Here is a 21,601-nt window from a genome sequence, read left to right as displayed (position 1 = left end):
GGTGCCAGGCTGGGAGGGGACCGAGGGGGGCCCGCCGTCGACCGCGCCCGCCCGGGCCCCGTCCGAGGAGCAGTGCCGCCGTGCTCAACACCGACTTCCGCCCCGGCTCCCCCGTCTGGCTCGACCTGAGCAGCCCCGACACCCACGCCTCCGTCGACTTCTACACCACGCTGTTCGGCTGGTCCTTCGACTCGGCCGGCCCCGAAGCCGGCGGCTACGGCTTCTTCCAGCTCGACGGCCGGACGGTCGCCGCGCTCGGTCCGCTCGCCGAGGACGGCAGCCCTCCCGGCTGGACGCTCTACTTCGCCACCGAGGACGCCGACCGCACCACCGCCCTGGTCGAACAGGCCGGCGGCCGCGTCCGGTTCGCCCCCTTCGACGTCTTCACCGCCGGCCGGATGGCCGGCTACACGGACCCGACCGGCGCCGACTTCGCGGTCTGGCAGCCGCACGACACCCGCGGTCTGGACCTCGTCACCGAGGAGGGCAGCCTGTGCTGGGCCGAGTGCCACAGCATCGACGCCGCAGCCGCCAAGTCCTTCTACCGCGCCGTCTTCGACTGGCAGGAGCAGGACGTCCCGCTCGGCGAGGCGGTCTACACCGTCCTCACCCCGGCCGGCGGCGGCACCGAGGACGCCCACGGCGGCATCGCGCAACTCGGCCCCGAGCAGACCGCGCGCGGCACCGGCTCGCACTGGCTCCCCTACTTCGAGGTCCCCAACACCGACGCCGGCCTCGCCATCGCCGCCACCCTCGGCGCGACCGTACGGGTCCCGGCCACCGACGTGCACGGCGTCGGCCGCCTCGCCCAGCTGGTCGACCCGCACGGCGCGGTCTTCGCCGTCATCACCAGCGCCAAGCCCGGGGACTGACGGGCCGTACGTGGTCTCGATGGGGTCCCAGGGCCCTTCAGAAGGGCCGTGAAGGGGTGCTACGGGCGTAGACCGGGGTTGGTGGCCGTAAGTACTGCTTCTACTCTCTGATCATGACTGAAACGGCTGTTCTGACGATCCGACGGGCCACCCCCGACGACCTGCCGGCGATCGTGGCCATGCTGGCCGACGACCCGCTGGGCGCCACCCGCGAGAGCCCCGACGACCTCACTCCCTACCGCACCGCCTTCGCCCGGATCGACGGCGACCCGCACCAGCACCTGATCGTCGCCGACCGGGCCGGCCGCACCGTCGGCACCCTGCAGCTCACCGTCGTCCCCGGTCTCTCCCGGGCCGGCGCCACCCGCACGATCATCGAGGGCGTCCGCATCCACGCCGACGAACGCGGCAGCGGACTGGGCACCGAACTGATCGAGTGGGCCGTCGCACGCTCCCGCGAACTCGGAGCCGACCTCGTCCAGCTCACCTCCGACGCGACGCGTACGGACGCCCACCGCTTCTACGAGCGGCTCGGGTTCACGGCCTCCCACGTCGGGTTCAAACTCAAGCTCTGACACTGCCCCGGAAACGCGAAGAACCCCCATCCGGATCCCGGATGGGGGTTCTTCAGCAATGATTGTTCGGCGGCGTCCTACTCTCCCACAGGGTCCCCCCTGCAGTACCATCGGCGCTGTAAGGCTTAGCTTCCGGGTTCGGAATGTAACCGGGCGTTTCCCTCACGCTATGACCACCGAAACACTATGAAACTGTCAACCGCACCAACCACGCTGGATTGGGGTCGTTGTTTCAGAACAACACAGTGGACGCGAGCAACTGAGGACAAGCCCTCGGCCTATTAGTACCGGTCAACTCCACCCCTCACAGGGCTTCCATATCCGGCCTATCAACCCAGTCGTCTACTGGGAGCCTTACCCTCTCAAGGAGGTGGGAGTGCTCATCTCGAAGCAGGCTTCCCGCTTAGATGCTTTCAGCGGTTATCCCTCCCGAACGTAGCCAACCAGCCATGCCCTTGGCAGAACAACTGGCACACCAGAGGTTCGTCCGTCCCGGTCCTCTCGTACTAGGGACAGCCCTTCTCAACACTCCTACGCGCACAGCGGATAGGGACCGAACTGTCTCACGACGTTCTAAACCCAGCTCGCGTACCGCTTTAATGGGCGAACAGCCCAACCCTTGGGACCTACTCCAGCCCCAGGATGCGACGAGCCGACATCGAGGTGCCAAACCATCCCGTCGATATGGACTCTTGGGGAAGATCAGCCTGTTATCCCCGGGGTACCTTTTATCCGTTGAGCGACGGCGCTTCCACAAGCCACCGCCGGATCACTAGTCCCTACTTTCGTACCTGCTCGACCCGTCAGTCTCACAGTCAAGCTCCCTTGTGCACTTACACTCAACACCTGATTGCCAACCAGGCTGAGGGAACCTTTGGGCGCCTCCGTTACCCTTTAGGAGGCAACCGCCCCAGTTAAACTACCCACCAGACACTGTCCCTGATCCGGATCACGGACCCAGGTTAGACATCCAGCACGACCAGAGTGGTATTTCAACGGCGACTCCACAACAACTGGCGTTGCTGCTTCACAGTCTCCCACCTATCCTACACAAGCCGAACCGAACACCAATATCAAGCTATAGTAAAGGTCCCGGGGTCTTTCCGTCCTGCTGCGCGAAACGAGCATCTTTACTCGTAATGCAATTTCACCGGGCCTATGGTTGAGACAGTCGAGAAGTCGTTACGCCATTCGTGCAGGTCGGAACTTACCCGACAAGGAATTTCGCTACCTTAGGATGGTTATAGTTACCACCGCCGTTTACTGGCGCTTAAGTTCTCAGCTTCGCCTGGCCGAAACCAAGCTAACCGGTCCCCTTAACGTTCCAGCACCGGGCAGGCGTCAGTCCGTATACATCGCCTTACGGCTTCGCACGGACCTGTGTTTTTAGTAAACAGTCGCTTCTCGCTGGTCTCTGCGGCCACCCCCAGCTCAAGGTGCAAGACCCATCACCAGGAATGGCCCCCCTTCTCCCGAAGTTACGGGGGCATTTTGCCGAGTTCCTTAACCATAGTTCACCCGAACGCCTCGGTATTCTCTACCTGACCACCTGAGTCGGTTTGGGGTACGGGCCGCCATGAAACTCGCTAGAGGCTTTTCTCGACAGCATAGGATCATCCACTTCACCACAATCGGCTCGGCATCAGGTCTCAGCCTTCATGTGAGGCGGATTTGCCTACCTCACGGCCTACACCCTTACCCCGGGACAACCACCGCCCGGGCTGGACTACCTTCCTGCGTCACCCCATCGCTCACCTACTACCCCGTTGGGTCACCGGCTCCACCACGTCCCTTCGTCCGAAGACTCCAGGCCGGCTTCACGGGCTTAGCATCAAGAGGTTCAGCGTTGGCGCTTCAAAGCGGGTACGGGAATATCAACCCGTTGTCCATCGACTACGCCTGTCGGCCTCGCCTTAGGTCCCGACTTACCCTGGGCAGATCAGCTTGACCCAGGAACCCTTGGTCAATCGGCGCAAGAGTTTCCCACTCTTGTATCGCTACTCATGCCTGCATTCTCACTCGTATACCGTCCACGACTGGTTTCCACCGCCGCTTCACCCGGCACACGACGCTCCCCTACCCATCACAGCAACCGTTAGGTCTTCACGCTGCAATGACACGACTTCGGTGATGTGCTTGAGCCCCGCTACATTGTCGGCGCGGAATCACTTGACCAGTGAGCTATTACGCACTCTTTCAAGGGTGGCTGCTTCTAAGCCAACCTCCTGGTTGTCTCTGCGACTCCACATCCTTTCCCACTTAGCACACGCTTAGGGACCTTAGTCGGTGTTCTGGGCTGTTTCCCTCTCGACCATGGAGCTTATCCCCCACAGTCTCACTGCCACGCTCTCACTTACCGGCATTCGGAGTTTGGCTAAGGTCAGTAACCCGGTAAGGCCCATCGCCTATCCAGTGCTCTACCTCCGGCAAGAAACACGTGACGCTGCACCTAAATGCATTTCGGGGAGAACCAGCTATCACGGAGTTTGATTGGCCTTTCACCCCTAACCACAGGTCATCCCCCAGGTTTTCAACCCTGGTGGGTTCGGTCCTCCACACGGTCTTACCCGCGCTTCAACCTGCCCATGGCTAGATCACTCCGCTTCGGGTCTTGGGCATGCAACTCAACCGCCCTATTCGGACTCGCTTTCGCTACGGCTACCCCACACGGGTTAACCTCGCTACACACCGCAAACTCGCAGGCTCATTCTTCAAAAGGCACGCAGTCACGGCCCACGTCCGAAAACGTGAACGACGCTCCCACGGCTTGTAGGCACACGGTTTCAGGTACTATTTCACTCCGCTCCCGCGGTACTTTTCACCATTCCCTCACGGTACTATCCGCTATCGGTCACTAGGGAATATTTAGGCTTAGCGGGTGGTCCCGCCAGATTCACACGGGATTTCTCGGGCCCCGTGCTACTTGGGTGTTCTTCAAGCGAGCCGTACAGATTTCGTCTACGGGGGTCTTACCCTCTACGCCGGACCTTTCGCATGTCCTTCGACTACCCATACGGTTTCTGACTCGCCGACCGGCCGGCAGACCGGTCAAGAAAAATCCCACGACCCCGAAACGGCAACCCCTGCCGGGTCTCACACCATTCCGGTTTAGCCTCATCCAGTTTCGCTCGCCACTACTCCCGGAATCACGGTTGTTTTCTCTTCCTGCGGGTACTGAGATGTTTCACTTCCCCGCGTTCCCTCCACACTGCCTATGTGTTCAGCAGCGGGTGACAGCCCATGACGACTGCCGGGTTTCCCCATTCGGAAACCCCCGGATCAAAGCCTGGTTGACGGCTCCCCGGGGACTATCGTGGCCTCCCACGTCCTTCATCGGTTCCTAGTGCCAAGGCATCCACCGTGCGCCCTTAAAAACTTGGCCACAGATGCTCGCGTCCACTGTGCAGTTCTCAAACAACGACCAGTCACCCACCCTCGACGCTCCCAACGGAACGCCTCAAGTGAGGCCGGCTCTGAGACAACGGTTACCCGTTCCCTCAGGACCCAACAACGTGCCCGACACACCCGCCAAGACCCTGTGTTCCACGCCGAAGCAGTACTAACAGACCCTACCGAATGTGCCGAATAGTCAACGTTCCACCCATGAGCAACCGTGCAGGACATTCGCCTGCAAGCGGCTATGTGCTCCTTAGAAAGGAGGTGATCCAGCCGCACCTTCCGGTACGGCTACCTTGTTACGACTTCGTCCCAATCGCTGGTCCCACCTTCGACGGCTCCTCCCCTTACGGGTTAGGCCACCGGCTTCGGGTGTTACCGACTTTCGTGACGTGACGGGCGGTGTGTACAAGGCCCGGGAACGTATTCACCGCAGCATGCTGATCTGCGATTACTAGCAACTCCAACTTCATGGGGTCGAGTTGCAGACCCCAATCCGAACTGAGGCCGGCTTTTTGGGATTCGCTCCGCCTCACGGCATCGCAGCCCTTTGTACCGACCATTGTAGCACGTGTGCAGCCCAAGACATAAGGGGCATGATGATTTGACGTCGTCCCCACCTTCCTCCGAGTTGACCCCGGCAGTCTCCTGTGAGTCCCCATCACCCCGAAAGGCATGCTGGCAACACAGAACAAGGGTTGCGCTCGTTGCGGGACTTAACCCAACATCTCACGACACGAGCTGACGACAACCATGCACCACCTGTATACCGACCACAAGGGGGCACCTGTCTCCAGGTGTTTCCGGCATATGTCAAGCCTTGGTAAGGTTCTTCGCGTTGCGTCGAATTAAGCCACATGCTCCGCTGCTTGTGCGGGCCCCCGTCAATTCCTTTGAGTTTTAGCCTTGCGGCCGTACTCCCCAGGCGGGGAACTTAATGCGTTAGCTGCGGCACCGACGACGTGGAATGTCGCCAACACCTAGTTCCCAACGTTTACGGCGTGGACTACCAGGGTATCTAATCCTGTTCGCTCCCCACGCTTTCGCTCCTCAGCGTCAGTAATGGCCCAGAGATCCGCCTTCGCCACCGGTGTTCCTCCTGATATCTGCGCATTTCACCGCTACACCAGGAATTCCGATCTCCCCTACCACACTCTAGCCTGCCCGTATCGAATGCAGACCCGGGGTTAAGCCCCGGGCTTTCACATCCGACGCGACAGGCCGCCTACGAGCTCTTTACGCCCAATAATTCCGGACAACGCTCGCACCCTACGTATTACCGCGGCTGCTGGCACGTAGTTAGCCGGTGCTTCTTCTGCAGGTACCGTCACTTGCGCTTCTTCCCTGCTGAAAGAGGTTTACAACCCGAAGGCCGTCATCCCTCACGCGGCGTCGCTGCATCAGGCTTTCGCCCATTGTGCAATATTCCCCACTGCTGCCTCCCGTAGGAGTCTGGGCCGTGTCTCAGTCCCAGTGTGGCCGGTCGCCCTCTCAGGCCGGCTACCCGTCGTCGCCTTGGTAGGCCATTACCCCACCAACAAGCTGATAGGCCGCGGGCTCATCCTGCACCGCCGGAGCTTTCCACCAACCCCCATGCGGAGGAAGGTCGTATCCGGTATTAGACCCCGTTTCCAGGGCTTGTCCCAGAGTGCAGGGCAGATTGCCCACGTGTTACTCACCCGTTCGCCACTGATCCACCCCGAAGGGCTTCACCGTTCGACTTGCATGTGTTAAGCACGCCGCCAGCGTTCGTCCTGAGCCAGGATCAAACTCTCCGTGAATGCTTACCCGGCAGTGCTCGATTAAAAGCGCCGGTTCACACCCGCGTTGAGCGGCACGGCAACCACCGGAATAGGGCGGCCCCGCGCACTGCGTCCTCGCTAGTGTTTGTTTCAAAAGGAATCTCCAACCCCAGGAATCCTGAGGCCGGGGATGTCAACATATCTGGCGTTGACTTTTGGCACGCTGTTGAGTTCTCAAGGAACGGACGCTTCCTTCGAGCCGCCTTCCAGCAGGCCCTCCGGGCTTCGTTCTTTCGTGTTTCCAGCTTATCAGACGTTTTCCGCCCCGTTTTCCGGAGTTTCATTCATCGGATTCGCTTTCCGCATTGCCGCCCCGGTCTCCCGCGGCGACTCCGGAACTGTACGGGGACGGGCCCGCCACATGCAAATCGCCCCTGCCCCGGAGCCCGGGCAGGGGCGATCGATGCCGATCAGAGCCGGCCGGAGCCGGGTCAGCGGACCTCGGTGATCTCCGGGCCGCGTGCGAACGGGTCGAGCGCGGTGCCGCCGAAGCGGTTCTCGCCCTCGCCCGCGGCGGCGGCCGCCCCGCCACCGTCGGCGACCATCTGGGCGTCCTCGGGAAGCTTCAGGACGATCGGGTCACGCGGAGCCATCGGGGACTCGCCGCGCACGACGACCGTCTGCCGGAAGACCTGCTCCAGGATTCCGGCCATCTCCGGCTGCACCGCGGCCTGGCCCGAGATCACGCCGCGCAGGAACCAGCGCGGACCGTCGCAGCCGACGAACCGGACCAGCTGCACGCCCTGGGTGCCGTCCGGCAGCTGCACGGGGACCTGGGCGCGGAGGTGCCAGCCGAGCGGGCCCTCCTCCTCCTCGATGATCCCGCCCTGCGAGGTGATGCCGTTGGCGATCTCCTCGCGGACCTCGCCCCAGATGCCCTCCGACTTCGGAGCCGCGAAGGCCTGGAGCTGGATGGCGCTGTTGCCGAGCACGAGGGTGGCGGCCACGATCGCGTCACCGGCGACCTCGACGCGCAGCTCCATGCCCTCGACACCGGGGACCAGCAGACCCCCGAGGTCGACTCGTCCCTCCTCGGGGTTCTCCAGCTCGGAGTGGTCCCACGGACCGTCCGGCCGGGGAGCCGGAGGCAGGCCGACCCTGTCGGCCGGGTCCAGGTCGGTCACGTTCTCGCTCTCGGCGGAACCTTCGACGTCATCGGCCGTCTCGTCGGCGCTGATGGCGTCGTCGGCGAGCTGCTCGACAGCGTCCTCGCTCTTCTGGCGACGACGGAACACGGTCACTGTCCTTCCCGGTCCAAGACCGATGCGAATACCTGCTCGGCTTCCTGCGAGGCCGCGGGAATGCTAGACCGCGGCATGGCCGCCGGTCGACCCGAACCCGCCCTCGGCGCGTGCCGACCCAGGCAGCTCCTCCACCTCGTGGAAACGGGCCTTCTCGACCTGCTGGATCACCAGCTGGGCGATCCGGTCCCCTCGGCGGAAGCTGACCCCCTCGCGCGGGTCCAGATTGACGACGATCACCTTGATCTCTCCACGGTACCCGGCATCGACCGTCCCCGGGGCGTTCACGAGGGCAACGCCGCAACGAGCTGCCAGACCGGACCGCGGGTGGACGAAGGCCGCGTAGCCGTCCGGCAGGGCGATGGCGATGCCGGTGGGCAGGACGATCCGCTCACCGGGGGCCAGCTCGGCGTCGACGGTGGTCCGCAGATCGGCACCGGCGTCCCCGGGCTGCGCGTAGGCCGGCAGCGGCAGCTCGGGGTCGATGCGCTTGATCAGGACGTCCAGCTGCGGACGGGGGGTGTCGCTCAAGGGTTCACCTCAAAGGCTCGTGCGCGCTTCATCAGATCCGGGTCGTCGAGGACCTTCCCGATGTCCTCGGGACGACCGTGCGTGGTGAAGTGTTCCAGCTTCACCTGGACGAAGAGCGCCTGAGCACGTACGGCGACCGGCCCGTCCGGCCCGCCGATCCGCGCCTCGGCGGCGCTGTAGATCTTGCGGCCGTGCACTCCGGTGATCCAGGCGCGCAGGTGCAGCACCGAGTCGACGGGCACCGGGCTGAGGAAGTCGGTCTCCAGCCGGCCGGTCACCGCGGGGGCGTGCAGCAGCCAGTTGAGCGCGCCGAGGGTCTCGTCCATGGCGGTGGTCAGCAGCCCGCCGTGGGCCAGGCCGGGGCCGCCCTGGTGGACGTCGCGGACGGGGAACTCGGCGGTGACGACGAGCCCCTCGCCGGCGACCGCGTCGATCCGCAGGCCGCCGGGGTGCTGCGGGCCGCACCCGAAGCAGTGCTCGTAGTGCGAGCCGAGCCGGGTGCCGGGGGCGGGCGCCTGGGGGTGGCGCGCCGGCAGGACGGCGTCCGGCGGCGGCGTGGTCGGGGACGGCGGCATGGGGGGCGCCGGCCGGTCGTCGGGGGTGCTGGGGGCTGTCGTACCGGTCACGGGGCCCCACCCTACCCAGGGGTAGGGCGGCCGCCGTGGGGGTGGCGTCCCCTGCCGGACGTCAGGGCGACCACAATGGGGGGCATGTACGACGAACGGCTCACGGTGCCGCGTTCCTGGTGGCTGCTCCCGATCGCGGTGGGTTTCACGCTCGCGCTGATCCTGATCCGGGTCAGCGGTCCGGCCGCGCTGATCGGGCTGGTGGTCGGCATCGCCGCCGGCGCGGTGGCGATCAGCGGCTACGGCTCGGCCCGCATCCGCGTGGTCCAGGGCTCGCTGGTGGCCGGTCCGGCCCGGATCCCGGTGGACGCGCTCGGCGACGCGCAGGCGCTGAGCCCCGCCGAGGCGGCTGCCTGGCGCGGCCCCAAGGCCGATCCGCGCGCCTTCATGCTGCTGCGCAGCTACGTCCCGACGGCGCTGCGGATCGAGGTGACCGATCCGGCCGACCCGACGCCGTACCTCTACCTGTCGACCCGCTCGCCGATGAAGCTGGCGGAGGCGCTGGAGGACGCCCGGCGCGGCGCCCGCACCTGAGGCGGTCCGGCCGGCCGGGAGCCGGCCGGACCGGAACGGGCCGGACGGAAGAGGCCGGACGGAAGAGGCCGGACAAACGGAGAGGGACGGTTCCGCTGCTGCGGGACCGTCCCTACGACTTTGTCCTGGCCGATGCGCCGGCCGACGCCGTCCTGTCGGGCCCGTCCAGCCGGACGGTACCCGGACCTGCCGTCCGGCCCCGCTGCCCGGGGCCGGAAGGAGCGGTGTGCCGGTCCCGCGGGCGCAGCCGCGGGCCCCGGGCCCTGTCCGCCGCGGTGCTCAGGCGCCGCAGTCCCGGCAGATCGGGTTGCCGTTCTTCTCGCTGTACAGCTGGCTGCGGTGGTGCACCAGGAAGCAGCTCATGCAGGTGAACTCGTCGGCCTGCTTGGGCAGGACGCGGACGGCGAGCTCCTCGTTCGAGAGGTCGGCACCGGGGAGCTCCATGCCCTCGGCGGCGTCGAACTCGTCGACGTCGACAGAGCTGCCGCCCTTGTCGTTCCGCCGAGCCTTGAGCTCCTCGATGCTGTCTTCGTTGAGCTCGTCGTCGGTCTTGCGTGGGGTGTCGTAGTCGGTTGCCATTTTTCGCTCTCCCCCTCCGGGTTGTGCGGTGTGTGCGGTATCTCCAGCGCACGTAACGCATGGGGGGTCGGTCTTGTGCCCGACCCGAGGCGGAGATTTTGCCTTACTTCAAGCCCTGTTACTCAATCGACACTCAGCCCGGGCTCCATCGGGGTGATCCCCGGGGCTGCGGAAGGCCTCACGCTCGGCCATCGCCGGCCCTCCCCGGGCCCGGTTGACCGACCACGCACAGTGAGCACGACGGTTTCGGACGCCTACGAAATCCCTTGTCCATCAGGGATGCCGACCGATCCGGCGGACCGGGCGGGGGTCGAAAACCGATCACGGACGGCGATCGGCACCCCTGATCAGGTGATCACTCTCCGGGGTTGCCCGGAATCATGGAGCGACACGGTGTGAGCTTGGTCACGTTCAGAATCTTCCAGGGCAAATCGCGGAAAATCCACCCACTCCGACCGTACGTCGCCGCGCCTCAGCCGGCGTTCCGCCGGGCCTCGCGACGCGCCAGCAGGGCGGCCTGGCGCTCCTCGAACTTCCGGGCCTGACCGTCCAGCCCGTCCAGGAACACGCCCAGCTCGTTCTGCGCCAGCAGGCCCTCGGGGCCGAGGCCGCCGATCTCCATCACCTTGAGGTGGCGCAGCACCGGCTGGAGCACGTCGTCGTGGTGGATGCGCAGGTTGTACACCCCGCCGATGGCGATCTGCGCGGCCGCGCGCTCGAAGCCGGGGATGCCGTGGCCGGGCATCCGGAACTCGGTGACCACGTCGGCGACGGCCCGCATGGCCTGGTCCGGGGCGATCTCCAGGGCGGCCTTCAGCAGGTTCCGGTAGAAGACCATGTGCAGGTTCTCGTCGTTGGCGATCTTCGCCAGCAGCTGCTCGCAGAGCGGGTCGCCGGCGTACTTGCCGGTGTTGCGGTGCGCGATGCGGGTGGCGAGCTCCTGGAAGGCCACGTACGCGACCGAGTGCAGCATGCTGTGCGAGTTGTCGGACTCGAAGCCCTCGGACATGTGGCTCATCCGGGCCCGCTCCAGCTCCACCGGGTCGACCGCCCGGGTGGCGAGCAGGTAGTCGCGGATGGCTATCCCGTGGCGGCCCTCCTCGGCCGTCCAGCGGTGCACCCAGGTGCCCCAGGCGCCCTCGCGGCCGAACATGGTCGCGATCTCGTGGTGGTAGCTCGGCAGGTTGTCCTCGGTGAGCAGGTTGACCACCAGCGACACCCGGCCCACCGGGGTCACCCGGGACTGCTCCAGCGACCAGGCCTCGCCGCCCAGCACGCCGTCGAAGTCGCGGCCCTGGCTCCACGGGACGAACTCGTGCGGCATCCACTCCTTGGCCACGCCCAGGTGGCGGTTGAGCTCGGTCTCCACGACCTCCTCGAGGGCGAGGATCAGCCGCGCGTCGGTCCAGCCGCTCGCGACGAGCGGAGAGCTGCTCTGCACAGGGGCGATGGTCAAGGTCTTGCTCCTGAGGGGACGGCACGCGCTGGGACGGGCGCGGGGACTGGGACACATCGTTCGACCCGTCGACGGTCCGCCGACGGATTCACCTACGGTTGCGTAGGTTACGACACCGTAAGTTGCTCGGACCGCAAATGACAAGCCGCCCCCGCCAGGCCTTATGTCGTCTTGACGGGCCTGGCGGGGGCGGCTGGGAACTGTCGCCCGCGAAAGGGGCGTCGGCCCCTTACGGGGAGGGGATGCGAACCCGCATGGTGAGACCGCCGCCGGAGCGCGGGGTGGCCTCGATGGTGCCGCCGTGCGCGCGCACCACCGAGCGGACGATGGACAGGCCGAGCCCGACCCCCTTGTCGCTGCGAGTGCGGTCGGCGCCCTTGATCCGGCGGAACGGCTCGAAGATGTGCTCCAGTTCGTACCCGGGCACCACCGGGCCGGTGTTGGAGACCACCAGCTCGCCGCCGCCGGGCACCGCGGTGGTGGCCAGCTCGACCCAGCCGCCCGCGGTGTTGTAGCGGACGGCGTTCTGCAGCAGGTTCAGCGCGAGCCGCTCCAGCAGCACGCCGTTGCCGCCGACCATGGCCGGATCGAGCTTCGAGCGCAGCTCGACCTCGCGCTTGTCGGCCTCGCCCCGGCTCTGCTCCAGCGCCCGGGTGGCCACCTCGGACAGCTCCACCGGGCGCCGGTCGGTCAGCTCGTTCTCGCTGCGGGCGAGCAGCAGCAGGCCCTCGACCAGTTGCTCGCTGCGCTCGTTGGTGGCCAGCAGGGTTTTCCCGAGCTGCTGGAGGTCCGACGAGGCGGCCGGGTCGGAGAGTTGGACCTCCAGCAGGGTGCGGTTGATCGCCAGCGGGGTGCGCAGCTCGTGCGAGGCGTTGGCGACGAAGCGGCGCTGGGAGTCGAAGGAGCGGTCCAGCCGGTCCAGCATGCCGTCGAAGGTGTCGGCGAGTTCCTTGAGCTCGTCGTCCGGGCCGTCCAGCTCGATCCGGCGGTGCAGGTCGGAGGAGGCCACGTCACGGGCGGTGCGGGTGATCCGGCCGAGCGGTCGCAGCACCCGGCCGGCCATCGCGTAGCCGGCGGCGAAGGCGATCACGGCGAGGCAGACCAGCATGGTCAGCGACTTGCGCAGCAGGGTGTTGAGCGCGGAGTCGGAGCGGCCCAGGTAGTCGGCGGCCTGCCACTGGTTGAACGCCGCGGAGTCCATGGTGCGAACGGTGCCGTCAGGGGTGGTGACACGGATGCCGCCGTCGACGAACAGCTGGCGCGGCGCCAGGTAGGAGACGGCGTCCTGGAAGAACACGTACATCAGGAGCAGCAGCACCACGCCTGCCATCAGGAACATCCCGCCGTACAGCAGGGTGAGGCGCATCCGGATGGTGGGGCGGAAGGGGAGCCAGGCGAGCATGCCGTCGCCGGGGACGTAGGGCCCGGGGCGGTGGACGCGCGGCGGGGTCAGGGGCTTCGGCGGGACGGCACGTGGGCCCCCGGCGGGCGCGCCGGAGGCCCCGCCGGCGGGGGGCGGGGTGGTCATGATGGTCCTCTCGGGGCGTCCGCCGGGGCGGGCGCGTACGGCGGGGAGTCCGGGGCGGGCGGACTCCGGTCGTCAGATCCGGTAGCCGGAGCCCGGCACGGTGACGATCACCGGCGGGTCTCCGAGCTTGCGGCGCAGCGTCATCACGGTGACGCGCACGACGTTGGTGAACGGGTCGGTGTGCTCGTCCCAGGCCTTCTCCAGGAGCTGCTCGGCGGAGACGACGGCGCCGCCGGCCCGCATCAGCACCTCCAGCACGGCGAACTCCTTGGGCGCGAGCTGGACGGTGCGTCCGTCGCGGATCACCTCGCGCCGGCCGGGGTCGAGCGAGATGCCGGCCCGCTCCAGCACCGGGGGCAGCGGGATGGTCGCGCGGCGGCCCAGCGCCCTTACCCGGGCGACGAGTTCACTGAAGGCGAACGGCTTCGGAAGGTAGTCGTCCGCGCCGATCTCCAGGCCCTCGACCCGGTCGCTGATGTCGCCGGAGGCGGTCAGCATGATCACCCGGGTCGCCAGGCCCTGCTCGACCACCTTGCGGCAGACGTCGTCCCCGTGCACCAGCGGAAGATCGCGGTCCAGGACGACGACGTCGTAGTCGTTGACCGCGATGCGCTGGAGCGCGGCCTCCCCGTCGTACACCACGTCGACGGCCATCGCCTCGCGGCGCAGGCCGGTCGCGACGGCCTCGGCAAGCAGCTGCTCGTCCTCGACGACGAGAACCCGCACGGTCGTTGTCCCTTCTCCAGGCCGGCCCCGGAAGCGGACGCACGGCTCCGACGGTGCCTCCATCCTGCCTGGTCCTGCGGTAAAGCAGCGATAAGCTGCCCCTCGGGCACGGGCCCCGGGGCCGCGTCGGCGACCGTTCGCACCCGCATCATTCCGTTTGGACTGTGACACGGGCAACTTTCTTCCACCCGGAGGTTTCCCGGCCCCCGGGGCGGGGAGGACAGCTGCACACCCGCGATCTGGCTGACGGCCGGTCGCACCCACCCGCCGTGCGTTCATCCGCGCCGGCCCTGGGGCTGGGACATCACCGGGAGCGGCCGAAGGCCTCTCCGCACCCATCCGGAGATCCATCACCCTCCGGCCCGGGTGCTCTCACCGGCTGGACCTCCTCGGGGCGGAGAGCGCACGACCGTGCACGTCCGACACAGTAAGGGGGCCCGTATGGACGCCTTCAAGGCCGGAATCCTGCAGCGCATAGCCAACGCCGAGCAGGACCTGCACCGCGCGATCGAGGCCGGGGACGAGTTCCTCGCCGAGGTGGAGCAGTCCGAGCTGGACGACCTCCGCCGACTCGCCGCCGAGCACGGCGTGGACACGGTGCTGGAGCGCCACCGCACCGCTGCCTGACCCGTTCGGCACCACCGACCCGTCGCCGGACCTCCGGCACCAGCGGCCCTGAGGGGGCCGTGCGAAACCCAGGCCCTGGCATCCCCCGTATGTCAGGGCTCTTCGCATGTCCGGGGCCGTGCCGCCCCGGGGGTCCGGGGCGGCACGGCCGGAGCCGGTCAGTCCGCCCAGGCGCGCAGCGCGGCCAGCCGCTCCTGCAGCGGCTCGTACACCCCCGGGGCGGCGGCCACGGTCAGCTCGCGGTCCGGCCCGTGCCCGGGGCGGCCGCCGACCAGCGCGCCGGCCTCGGCGGCGATCAGGCAGCCGGCCGCCCGGTCCCAGGGGGCCAGGCCGCGCTCGTAGTAGCCGTCCAGCCGCCCGGCGGCGACGTCGCACAGGTCCACCGCGGCCGCCCCGCCCCGGCGGACGTCCCGCACCTCCGGCATCAGCGCCAGCAGCACCTCGGCCTGCCGCACCCGTACCGGCTGGACGTAGTTGAAGCCGGTGGCGATCAGCGCCTGGCCCCAGGGCGGGGCCGGGCGGGCCGAGACCGGCCGGCCGTCCAGGCGGGCGCCACGGCCCAGGACGGCGTGGAACAGCTCGCCGCGGGCCGGGGCGTACACCACCCCGACGACCGCCCGGCCGTCCAGCTCGGCGGCCACGCTGACCGCCCAGGACGGCAGCCCGTAGAGGTAGTTGACCGTTCCGTCGAGCGGGTCCACGACCCAGCGGACGCCGCTGGCGCCCGGCCGCTCGGCGCCCTCCTCGCCGAGGTAGCCGTCCTCCGGGCGGCGGTCGGTGATCAGCTCCAGGACGAGCTTCTCGGAGGCGAGGTCCATCTCGGTGACCACGTCGACCGGGCTGCTCTTGGTGCCGGCCACGCCGAGGTCGGCGGGGCGGCCGTCGCGCAGCAGGGCGCCGGCCTGCCGGGCCGCGTCCAGGGCGACCTCCAGCAGGTCGTCGAGGAGCCGGTCGTCGGGCAGGGCGGGGGTGGGCACGGGGTTCTCCTCCGGAACGACGGACGGACGGATCGGACGGACGGACGGATCGGACGGCTCGGACGGGACTGGCCGGACGCGCGGGGCGGACGGGAAGCCCGGGATCCGCGCTCAGCGCTCGGCGACGGCCGGGCGCGGGGCGCGCGGGTTGGGGCAGCAGGCCACCGCGCACACGTCGTGGCTGGGGCCGAGCGCGCCGAGCGCGCAGCGGGTCACCCGCTCCCCGCGCTCGGTGGCGGCCCGCTCCAGGACGAGTTCGCGCACCGCGGCGGTGAACCGGGGGTCGGCGCCGACGGTGGCGGCGCGGGCCACCGGCAGGCCGAGTTCGGCGGCCTTGGCGACGGCCTCGGTGTCCAGGTCGTACCTGACCTCCATGTGGTCCGAGACGAACCCGATCGGGACCATCACCACGGCGGGCGCGCCGTCGGCGTGCTGGGCCTCCAGGTGGTCGCAGATGTCGGGTTCCAGCCACGGGGTGTGCGGGGCGCCGCTGCGGCTCTGGTACACCAGCTCCCACGGCCGGTCGGCCACGCCGGTGCGCTCGGCCACCGCGGCGGCGATCAGCCGGGCCACGTCCAGGTGCTGGGCGACGTACGCGCCGCCGGGCTCGCCGCGGGCCGGGTCGTCCGGGGCGCCGGAGGTCTCGGCCATGGAGTCCGGGATGGAGTGGGTGGTGAACGCCAGCCGGGCGCCGGGGCGGACGGCCTCGGGCAGCTCGTCCAGGGCGGCCAGGGCGGCGTCGGTCATAGGCTGGACGAAGCCCGGGTGGTTGTAGAAGTGCCGCAGCTTGTCCACCCGCAGGGCGGGCACGCCCTCCTCGGCGAGCGCGGCCAGCGCGTCGGCCAGGTTCTCCCGGTACTGGCGGCAGCCGGAGTAGCCGGCGTAGGCGCTGGTGGCGAGCACGGCGATCCGGCGGTGGCCGTCGGCGGCCATCTCGCGCAGGGTGTCCACCAGGTAGGGCGCCCAGTTCCGGTTGCCCCAGTAGACCGGCAGGTCCAGCCCGTGCTCGGCGAAGTCCTTGCGCAGCGCGGCGAGCAGTTCGCGGTTCTGCCCGTTGATCGGACTGACCCCGCCGAACATGAAGTAGTGCTTGCCCACCTCCTTCAGCCGTTCCCTGGGGATGCCTCGGCCGCGGGTGACGTTCTCCAGGAAGGGGACGACGTCCTCGGGGCCCTCGGGCCCGCCGAAGGACAGCAGCAGCAGGGCGTCGTACGGGGCGGCGCCGGAAGGGGAGGGATTGCGCGCGTCGGACATGGCACCGATCCTGCCACTGAGGGGGCGGGCGCCGTCGCCGGGGCCGCGCGGGTGTCCGGAAAATACCGTTTGCCAACGTACGTAAGCTGTGTTCACCAGCCTTGTTCCTTACTCCCCGCCCGGAGCTCCCGTGCTGTCCAGCTACCGCCAGATATTCGCCGCCCCCGGCACTCTGGCCTTCTCCTCCACCGGCTTCGTCTCCCGCCTGCCGATCTCCATGACCGGCATCGGCATCGTGACCATGCTGTCCCAGCTCAGAGGCTCCTACGGGGTCGCCGGCCTGGTCTCCGCCTGCCTCGCGATCTCCGCCGCGGTGCTCGGCCCCCAGGTCTCCCGGCTGGTGGACCGGCACGGCCAGCGCAGGATCATCGTCCCCGCCATGGCGATCACCGTCGTCGCCGTCACCGGCCTGCTGCTCTGCGCCCGGCTGGGCGCCCCCGACTGGACGCTGTTCGTCTTCGCCGCCGGCATGGGCGTGATGCCCAGCACCGGCGCGATGGTCCGCGCCCGCTGGGCCCACCTCTACCGCGAGGACGCCGGCAGGCTGCACACCGCCTACTCCTTCGAGGCCGTGGTCGACGAGGTCTGCTTCATCGTCGGCCCGATCCTCTCCATCGGCCTGGCCACCTCCGTCTTCCCCGAGGCCGGCGTGCTGCTCGCCGGGCTCTTCCTCGCCGTCGGCGTCCTGCTGTTCGCCGGGCAGCGCTCCACCGAGCCGCCGGTCCATCCGGCCGCCCGGCACCAGGGCGGCTCGGTCATCCTCAACCGCGGCCTCCAGGTGCTGATCCTGACCTTCGTCGCCACCGGCGCGATCTTCGGCTCGGTCGAGGTGGTCACCGTCGCCTTCGCCGAGGACCAGGGCCACAAGTCGATCTCCAGCGTGATCCTCGCCCTGTGGGCCCTCGGCTCCTGCCTGGCCGGGGTGGTCTTCGGCACCCTCAGGCTCACCGGCTCGATGGCCGTCCGCTTCCTCGGCGGCGTCCTGTTCATGGCGATCAGCATGGTGCCGCTGGTGCTGGTCGCCCACGCGGTGCACGGCATCGGCGGACTGGTCTCGGCCGGCGGCGCGCTGCTGGTCGCCGGCATCGCCATCTCCCCCACCCTGATCACCGCGATGGCCCTGGTCGAACGGCTCGTCCCGGCCGCCCAGCTGACCGAGGGGATGACCTGGACCACCACCGGCCTGGCCCTCGGCGTCGCGGCCGGCTCCTCGGCCGGCGGCTGGGTGGTCGACGCCTCCGGCGCCGCCGCGGGCTACTGGGTGCCGGTCGCCGCCGGCCTGCTCGGGGTGGTCGCCGCCCTCGCCGGCCTCGGCCGGCTGCGCGCCGGACTGGCCTCCGGCACGCCCGCCGCGGCGACGGCCGACGGGGTCGGACAACCCGTAGACGCCGAACGGTGAACTGACTAGTCTCTCGCCCTACCCGCAGGCCCTACCAGCGGGTAGGGCGGCCGCGCCGCCCCGGACCGCGCCGACCCGTTCGGCCACGGAGCAGGAGGCAGCGCAATGCCGCAGGCCAGTACCGCGACCCCCGCCCGGTGGACCAACTGGGCCGGCAACCAGAGCGCCCGGCCCGCCCGGACCGCCGCCCCCGGCACCGCGGAGGAACTGGCCAGGGAGATCCGGCGGGCCGCCGAACAGGGCCGCACCGTCAAGGCCGTCGGTTCCGGCCACTCCTTCACCTCGATCGCCTCCGCCGGCGACGGCGTCCAGATCCGCCCGCACGCGCTCACCGCCGTCCGCGGGATCGACCGCGAGGCCGGCACCGTCACCGTCGAGTCCGGCCTCCCGCTGCACCGGCTCAACCGGCTCCTCGCCGCCGAGGGCCTCTCGCTGACCAACATGGGCGACATCGAGGTCCAGACCGTGGCCGGCGCCACCAGCACCGGCACCCACGGCACCGGCCGCGACTCCGGCTCGCTGGCCGCCCAGATCCGCGCGCTGGAGATCGTCCTCGCCGACGGCACCGTCCGGCACTGCTCCCCGACCGAGAACCCCCGGCTCTTCCAGGGCGCCCGGCTCGGCCTCGGCGCCCTCGGCGTGATCACCGCGCTCACCTTCGGCGTCGAGCCGGCCTTCCTGCTCACCGCGCACGAGCAGCCGATGGGCTTCGACGAGGTGCTGGAGCGCCTGGACGACCTCACCGCCGTCAACGAGCACTTCGAGTTCTACTGGTTCCCGCACACCGACCGCTGCGCCACCAAGCGCAACAACCGCAGCCAGGGCCCGGCCGCCCCGCTGCCCCGGTTCAAGGAGTGGCTGGAGGACGACTTCCTCTCCAACACGGTCTGGGAGGGCGCCTGCCGGGTCGGCCGCCGCTTCCCCGGCTCGATCCCCTCGATCGCCTCGCTGGCCAGCCGGGCCTGGTCCGAGCGCAGCTTCACCGACACCGCGTACAAGGTGTTCACCAGCCCGCGCAAGGTCCGCTTCGTGGAGATGGAGTACGCGGTGCCGCGCGCGGCCGTGGGCGAGGTGCTGCGCGAGCTGAGGGCCCTGGTCGAGCGCTCCGGCTGGAAGGTCAGCTTCCCGGTCGAGGTGCGCTTCGCCCCCGCCGACGACCTCTGGCTCTCCACCGCGTCCGGCCGGGACAGCGCCTACATCGCCGTCCACCTCTACCGGGGCACCGCCGACCAGGGCTACTTCACCGGCGTCGAACAGCTGATGACCGCCCATCAGGGCCGGCCGCACTGGGGCAAGCTGCACACCCGCGACGCCGGCTACCTGGCCGGCGTCTACCCGCACTTCGCCGACTTCACCGCGCTGCGCGACGAGGTCGACCCGCAGCGGGTGTTCGGCAACGACTACCTGCGCCGGGTGCTGGGCGCCTAGACGAGTAGTTCCGAAGTCGGTCAGTGGTCGTAGGCGATCAGTGAGCGGGTGACGGGTTGGCCGGTGGTCCGGTTGTGCCAGATCGCGCAGGTCATCGCCAGCAGCCGCTGGCCGACCCGGGCGCCGACGCCTTCGATGGTGCGGCCGCCGTGTTGTTCGAGTCCGAGTTGGCCTTTGAGCGTGTCGTTGACGGACTCGATGAGCTGGCGGACCGACTTCAGCAGTCCCTCGCCCGGGCGAGGGGCGAGGTTGCGGTACGACGGTCGCAGCAGCTGGATGCCGTACTGGTCGAGGAAGCGGTCGAGTTCGGCGGAGACGTAGCCCTTGTCGGCGAGGATCAGCAGGCCGGGCCGCTCGCGCACGAGACCGGGCTCGGTCTCGACGAGCGCGGCCAGGACCTCGCGCTCGTCGACCTTGGGGTTGGCGAGGGCCCAGGTGACGGGCAGGCCGGCCGGGGTGCACACCAGGTGCAGCTTCAGGCCCCAGAACCAGCGCGAGTGGGAGCGGCTGTAGCCGTAGCCGGCCCAGCCGGCCAGCGCCGAGCGGCGGACGGTGTCGCGGGAGCGGCCGCACTCCACGGGCGTCGAGTCGGTGATCCACACCGGGTCGCCCCACAGGTCGGTCGCCCGGGCCAGGTCGCGCACGGCCTGCTGGAGCAGCGGCCGTGCCGCGCGCAGGCGCTTGTTGTAGCCGGGCCTGCCGGGCAGGTTCGGGAACATGCCGCGCAGATGGGCCTGGGCGAAGCGGATCCAGCGGGCCTCGGAGTGGAAGCCGGGCAGGGCCTGGGCCACGGCCAGGCAGACCAGTTCGGAGTCCGTCAGCAACGGCGGGCGGCCCAACCCTCGCGTTCGGGGCAGGTGATCGTCGATCTGCACGTAGAGTGCCGTCAGGAGGGTGTCCAGCTCTTCGGTCGTCACAACCCGATGCTGGACACCCTTCCTGCATGCCCGGAGCAGAACCGGCAAACCCAGCCCACTTCGGAACTACTCGTCTAGCTCCGCGCGCCCTCCCAGGACGTGGCGCCGGTGCCGTCGGCCGGTGGCGGGGCCACCGGCGCCTTCGCCGGGTCCTTCGCCGGTTCGTTCGACGGAGCGCCGCTCGGCGCCGGCGGCTGCGGGCTCGCCGCGCCGCTGGGCTTCCCGCCGCCCGCCGACGGGGAGGCGCCGGCCGACGGGGTCGCGCTCGGGCCCGCCGAGGGCGTGGCCGTCCCGGCGCCGCCGCTCGGCGTGTCGCCCGGCCCCCGGCTCGGCCGGGTGGTCGCCGGAGCCGAGGCACCGCCGGACGGCGTGGCGTCCTGGCCCGGCCGGCCGCCCGGGGACGGCCGGTCCGCCGGGTCGTCCTGCTGCTGGGACGACCTGGGCGTCACCGAGCCGCCGAAGGACGTGCCGTTGCCGGACTCGCCCTTGACCGTCGCCGACACCGGCTGCCCGGTGGCCAGTTCGAACGCCACGATCGGCGTCATCGCCAGCAGGAAGACCAGCCCGGACACCGCCGCGTACGTCTTCCAGCGCCACCGCCGACGCGCCCGCACCACCTGCGGCTCGTTCCACTCCGAGGTGATCACCGGCGGCTCCGCCCGCGGCCCGGGCTCGCCGGCGCCGACCGGCACCTGGCGCAGCGCGTTGACGGTCCGGTTCGGCCCCCGGTCCACCGCCCCGCGCAGCTGCTCGCCGGTCCGCTTGAAGAGGTGCTGGAACACCGCGCCGCCGGTGGTGGCCCCGACGCTCACCACGGCGGCGCCCAGGATCGTGCCGTACACCCCCAGTTCGGAGGCGAGCAGCGCACCCACCACCGTGGCCAGCGCACTCGCCGCGACCTGAGCCACACTCAGATCGATGCGCCTGCGCTCCTCCTTGGCCTTGCCGCCCTCCTCGGCGGGGCTCCGCTCCGGCATCAACATCCCTCGGTCCGTACGGCTGTTCCTCGAACAAGACTCTCCATCTTGCCCAAAGAAGGACACAAGGGACGAAAATGCGGTTCTCCACGCCCGGATTGTGTGAAGATGATCACCGTCCGTCCGGCGGCCATCCGCCATTGGGGGAGCGCGCTC

At 69.1% G+C, this 21,601-nt stretch carries 16 protein-coding genes, 3 rRNA genes and 1 pseudogene; 6 read left to right on the top strand and 14 right to left on the bottom strand.

Annotated features, from left to right (window positions below):
- Positions 1-80 precede the first annotated feature (80 nt).
- Positions 81-872 carry a VOC family protein gene (locus ACZ5GH_RS24780; RefSeq protein WP_387757793.1) on the top strand — a complete coding sequence of 264 codons (792 nt, stop codon included), beginning with the start codon at positions 81-83 and terminating at the stop codon, positions 870-872.
- A gap of 113 nt (positions 873-985) precedes the next feature.
- A complete protein-coding gene (locus tag ACZ5GH_RS24775) occupies positions 986-1,447 on the top strand; it encodes a GNAT family N-acetyltransferase (protein WP_387757792.1) in 462 nt (153 codons plus the stop codon).
- A 64-nt stretch (positions 1,448-1,511) separates the two neighbouring features.
- On the opposite strand, the gene rrf is transcribed toward ACZ5GH_RS24775, so the two are convergent.
- From rrf to ACZ5GH_RS24745, 6 genes and pseudogenes are all read right to left on the bottom strand, one after another.
- Positions 1,512-1,628, bottom strand: a 5S ribosomal RNA gene (rrf, locus tag ACZ5GH_RS24770).
- 80 nt (positions 1,629-1,708) lie between these two features.
- Positions 1,709-4,829 (bottom strand): 23S ribosomal RNA (locus ACZ5GH_RS24765).
- A 271-nt stretch (positions 4,830-5,100) separates the two neighbouring features.
- Positions 5,101-6,624 (bottom strand): 16S ribosomal RNA (locus tag ACZ5GH_RS24760).
- The 16S, 23S and 5S rRNA genes sit together here, the layout of an rRNA operon.
- A 452-nt stretch (positions 6,625-7,076) precedes the next feature.
- Positions 7,077-7,880, bottom strand: coding sequence for a DUF3710 domain-containing protein (locus ACZ5GH_RS24755; RefSeq protein WP_387760791.1), 804 nt, complete (start codon positions 7,878-7,880; stop codon positions 7,077-7,079).
- A gap of 2 nt (positions 7,881-7,882) precedes the next feature.
- Positions 7,883-8,417, bottom strand: a pseudogene (gene dut / locus ACZ5GH_RS24750) (dUTP diphosphatase).
- Entirely contained in the window at positions 8,414-8,992 is a 579-nt protein-coding gene (locus ACZ5GH_RS24745) for a PaaI family thioesterase (RefSeq protein ID WP_387760805.1), read from the bottom strand. The pseudogene dut and the gene ACZ5GH_RS24745 overlap by 4 nt, the downstream one beginning before the upstream one ends.
- 135 nt (positions 8,993-9,127) lie before the next feature.
- On the opposite strand from ACZ5GH_RS24745, the gene ACZ5GH_RS24740 reads away from it, so the two are divergent.
- The gene (locus ACZ5GH_RS24740; RefSeq protein ID WP_387760792.1) at positions 9,128-9,577 is read left to right on the top strand and encodes a DUF3093 domain-containing protein; all 450 of its coding nucleotides are present in this window, start codon (positions 9,128-9,130) and stop codon (positions 9,575-9,577) included.
- A gap of 279 nt (positions 9,578-9,856) precedes the next feature.
- Here the strand turns inward: ACZ5GH_RS24740 and ACZ5GH_RS24735 are convergent, their stop codons facing one another.
- The 4 genes from ACZ5GH_RS24735 to ACZ5GH_RS24720 form a co-directional block, all read right to left on the bottom strand.
- Positions 9,857-10,156 (bottom strand): DUF4193 domain-containing protein, encoded by a 300-nt coding sequence (locus ACZ5GH_RS24735; RefSeq protein WP_030285479.1) that lies wholly within the window; start codon positions 10,154-10,156, stop codon positions 9,857-9,859.
- 472 nt (positions 10,157-10,628) lie between these two features.
- The gene (locus ACZ5GH_RS24730; protein WP_387760793.1) at positions 10,629-11,612 is read right to left on the bottom strand and encodes an acyl-ACP desaturase; all 984 of its coding nucleotides are present in this window, start codon (positions 11,610-11,612) and stop codon (positions 10,629-10,631) included.
- 229 nt (positions 11,613-11,841) lie between these two features.
- Entirely contained in the window at positions 11,842-13,140 is a 1,299-nt protein-coding gene (locus ACZ5GH_RS24725) for a sensor histidine kinase (protein WP_387760794.1), read from the bottom strand.
- Between the two features lie 72 nt (positions 13,141-13,212).
- Positions 13,213-13,866, bottom strand: a complete 654-nt coding sequence (locus ACZ5GH_RS24720) for a response regulator transcription factor (RefSeq protein WP_030057689.1) — start codon at positions 13,864-13,866, stop codon at positions 13,213-13,215.
- Positions 13,867-14,307: 441 nt separating this feature from the next.
- On the opposite strand from ACZ5GH_RS24720, the gene ACZ5GH_RS24715 reads away from it, so the two are divergent.
- Positions 14,308-14,493: a hypothetical protein gene (locus ACZ5GH_RS24715; protein ID WP_030057688.1), complete on the top strand. Its 186-nt coding sequence runs from the start codon at positions 14,308-14,310 to the stop codon at positions 14,491-14,493.
- 158 nt (positions 14,494-14,651) lie between these two features.
- Here the strand turns inward: ACZ5GH_RS24715 and ACZ5GH_RS24710 are convergent, their stop codons facing one another.
- On the bottom strand, positions 14,652-15,470 hold the full coding sequence (locus tag ACZ5GH_RS24710; protein ID WP_464335257.1) for an inositol monophosphatase family protein: 819 nt from the start codon (positions 15,468-15,470) through the stop codon (positions 14,652-14,654).
- Positions 15,471-15,581: 111 nt separating this feature from the next.
- Positions 15,582-16,724 (bottom strand): ferrochelatase, encoded by a 1,143-nt coding sequence (locus ACZ5GH_RS24705; protein ID WP_387760796.1) that lies wholly within the window; start codon positions 16,722-16,724, stop codon positions 15,582-15,584.
- A 130-nt stretch (positions 16,725-16,854) separates the two neighbouring features.
- Between ACZ5GH_RS24705 and ACZ5GH_RS24700 the strand changes: the two genes are divergently transcribed.
- Both ACZ5GH_RS24700 and ACZ5GH_RS24695 read left to right on the top strand, forming a co-directional pair.
- Positions 16,855-18,123 carry an MFS transporter gene (locus ACZ5GH_RS24700; protein WP_387760797.1) on the top strand — a complete coding sequence of 423 codons (1,269 nt, stop codon included), beginning with the start codon at positions 16,855-16,857 and terminating at the stop codon, positions 18,121-18,123.
- A 105-nt stretch (positions 18,124-18,228) separates the two neighbouring features.
- Entirely contained in the window at positions 18,229-19,551 is a 1,323-nt protein-coding gene (locus tag ACZ5GH_RS24695; RefSeq protein WP_387760798.1) for a D-arabinono-1,4-lactone oxidase, read from the top strand.
- A 20-nt stretch (positions 19,552-19,571) separates the two neighbouring features.
- Here the strand turns inward: ACZ5GH_RS24695 and ACZ5GH_RS24690 are convergent, their stop codons facing one another.
- Together ACZ5GH_RS24690 and ACZ5GH_RS24685 are read right to left on the bottom strand one after the other, a co-directional pair.
- Complete coding sequence (locus ACZ5GH_RS24690; RefSeq protein WP_464335256.1) at positions 19,572-20,468, bottom strand: IS982 family transposase; 897 nt, start codon at positions 20,466-20,468, stop codon at positions 19,572-19,574.
- Positions 20,469-20,542: 74 nt separating this feature from the next.
- The gene (locus tag ACZ5GH_RS24685; protein WP_464335255.1) at positions 20,543-21,445 is read right to left on the bottom strand and encodes a hypothetical protein; all 903 of its coding nucleotides are present in this window, start codon (positions 21,443-21,445) and stop codon (positions 20,543-20,545) included.
- Positions 21,446-21,601 lie beyond the last annotated feature (156 nt).

It is taken from the genome of Kitasatospora sp. Xyl93 (assembly GCF_055383135.1).
This window is presented reverse-complemented; position numbering and strand designations above follow the sequence as displayed.